Consider the following 2,294-nt stretch of genomic DNA (forward strand, 5'->3'; position numbering starts at 1 on the left):
GACCTGGCACGCAATGAAAAGCAGCTGTGCGTAGTGGAAATGCCCGCCGACCTGATGCGCATGGAGCAAACCCTAGCTTACAAGGGTCGCTATTTTGTGTTGATGGGCCGGTTGTCACCGCTGGATGGCATCGGTCCGCGCGATATTCATTTCGATCATTTACTGGCGCGCGCCACTGACGGGCTGGTCAGCGAGGTGATCCTGTCCACCAATTTCACCGTGGAAGGCGAAGCCACCGCACACTATGTCGCGGAAATGCTGCGCGCGCGCGGCCTGCAGGTAAGCCGCATTGCCCGAGGGCTGCCAGTCGGCGGCGAACTGGAGCATGTCGACAGCGGCACGCTGGCGCAGGCCCTGCTGGAACGCCGACCGCTGTAAGCGCAGTCACCCGCCCGATCACACGCCGGATTCTCCGGTTTGGCGCCACCACAGGCATTTTGAATACAGTTTTTGATTGCATGTTGTATTGAAGCGACTCGCGCGAACCTAGTACACTGCGAAGCACTGTTTGCAACCTCCCTGCCGTCACCGAGCGCCTGATGATCGCTTCCGCCAAGTCGGCCAATGCCCGCGCTGTCGAGCCGTTCGAGTTCAAGAGCGCCGCTCTTAACCTGATCGCCTTTACGCCCAACACCGCCAATCTGCCCCAGCTGGACGATGCGCTCAAGCGCCGTCTGGGCGGCAACGCCGATTTTTTTGGCGGCGATGCCGCGATACTCGATCTGTCTGCTTGGCCCGAGTCAGCCAATGCCGATGATTTAAGCGCCCTGCTTGGCCTGCTCCGCCAGTATGGCTTGCAGACGGTAGCGGCACGCGCAAGCCATGCCCTCATCGCCGACCAGGCACGCCGCGCTGGCCTGGCGGTACTGCCGGACAGCACAGGCAGCCGCGAACTCCCGGCCGAAAAAGCCGCCCCTGCGCCTTCACCAGCGCCGGTTCCGGCCAATTCAATGATCATCGACCGCCCGGTGCGTAGCGGCCAACAGGTCTACGCACGCGGCGGCGACCTGATCGTACTGGCCTTGGTCAGCCACGGCGCCGAAGTGATTGCCGATGGCAATGTGCATGTCTACGCACCCTTGCGCGGACGCGCAGTGGCCGGTGCGCGCGGCGACAGCCGCGCCCGCATCTTTACCCATTGCATGGAAGCCGAATTATTGTCGGTGGCCGGGGTATACCGCGCCATCGAAGAAGCGTTGCCGGAAAGCATCATGGGCCGGGCCGCACAGGTCCGGCTCGACGGCAACAAACTGGTTATCGAATCGATGAAGCTCGATTAAGCAACCGCATTCAAGAAAACAGGATCAGCAACGTGGCAAAAATCATCGTCGTTACCTCTGGCAAGGGCGGGGTCGGCAAGACCACCACCAGCGCCAGCTTCGCCTCCGGGCTCGCCTTGCGCGGCAACAAGGTTGCCGTGATCGATTTCGATGTCGGCCTGCGCAATCTCGACCTCATCATGGGCTGCGAGCGGCGCGTGGTGTACGACTTCATCAATGTCATCCAGGGCGAAGCTTCGCTCAAGCAAGCATTGATCAAGGACAAGCATTGCGACAATCTGTTTATCCTGCCGGCCTCGCAAACCCGCGACAAGGAAGCGCTGACCCGCGAAGGCGTGGAAAAGACGCTGAAGGAGCTGGCAGCCGACGGCTTCGATTACATCATCTGCGACTCGCCCGCCGGCATCGAAACCGGTGCGCTGCTGGCACTGTATTTTGCCGACGAGGCACTGATCGTCACCAATCCGGAAGTCTCATCGGTACGTGACTCGGACCGCATTCTCGGCATCCTCGATGCCAAGTCGAAAAAAGCCGAGGAAGGCCAGAGCATCAAGGCGCACCTGCTGATCACCCGCTATTCACCCAAGCGCGTCGATGCCGGCGAAATGCTGTCGCTGGAAGATATCAAGCATTTGCTGCGTATCCCCTTGATTGGCGTGATTCCCGAGTCGGAAAGCGTCCTGCAGGCCTCCAATAGCGGCACGCCGGCGGTGCATCTGGAAGGCTCGGATGTGGCAGAAGCCTATAAGGACGTGGTGGCACGCTTCCTCGGCGAAGACCGCCCGCTGCGCTTTATCGAAGCGCCCAAGCAGGGCTGGCTCAAGCGCCTGTTCGGGGGGTAATGGATGTCTTTTCTCGACTATTTGCTGGGTAACAAGAAAAAATCGGCCTCGGTTGCGCGCGAGCGACTGCAGATCATTCTGGCGCATGAGCGTGCCGGGCGTGGCGGGCCGGACTACCTGCCCGCGCTGCAGCAGGAGCTGATTGCGGTAATTTCGAAATATGTATCGGTCA

The 2,294-nt window shown here is 60.7% G+C and carries 4 protein-coding genes; all 4 read left to right on the plus strand.

Going from position 1 to position 2,294, the window contains the following annotated elements; genetic code table 11:
- On the plus strand, positions 1-378 hold a 378-nt coding region (locus ACE3OH_RS21725; protein WP_374358219.1), incomplete at its 5' end, for a recombination mediator RecR.
- Positions 379-539: 161 nt separating this feature from the next.
- Positions 540-1,280, plus strand: a complete 741-nt coding sequence (gene minC / locus ACE3OH_RS21730) for a septum site-determining protein MinC (RefSeq protein ID WP_374358222.1) — start codon at positions 540-542, stop codon at positions 1,278-1,280.
- 32 nt (positions 1,281-1,312) lie between these two features.
- Positions 1,313-2,122, plus strand: a complete 810-nt coding sequence (minD, locus tag ACE3OH_RS21735; protein ID WP_374358225.1) for a septum site-determining protein MinD — start codon at positions 1,313-1,315, stop codon at positions 2,120-2,122.
- A gap of 3 nt (positions 2,123-2,125) precedes the next feature.
- On the plus strand, positions 2,126-2,294 hold a 169-nt coding region (gene minE, locus ACE3OH_RS21740; RefSeq protein ID WP_374358228.1), incomplete at its 3' end, for a cell division topological specificity factor MinE.

The organism is Chitinimonas sp., assembly GCF_041904975.1.
In the GTDB taxonomy this organism is placed as follows: Bacteria; Pseudomonadota; Gammaproteobacteria; order Burkholderiales; family Chitinimonadaceae; genus Chitinimonas.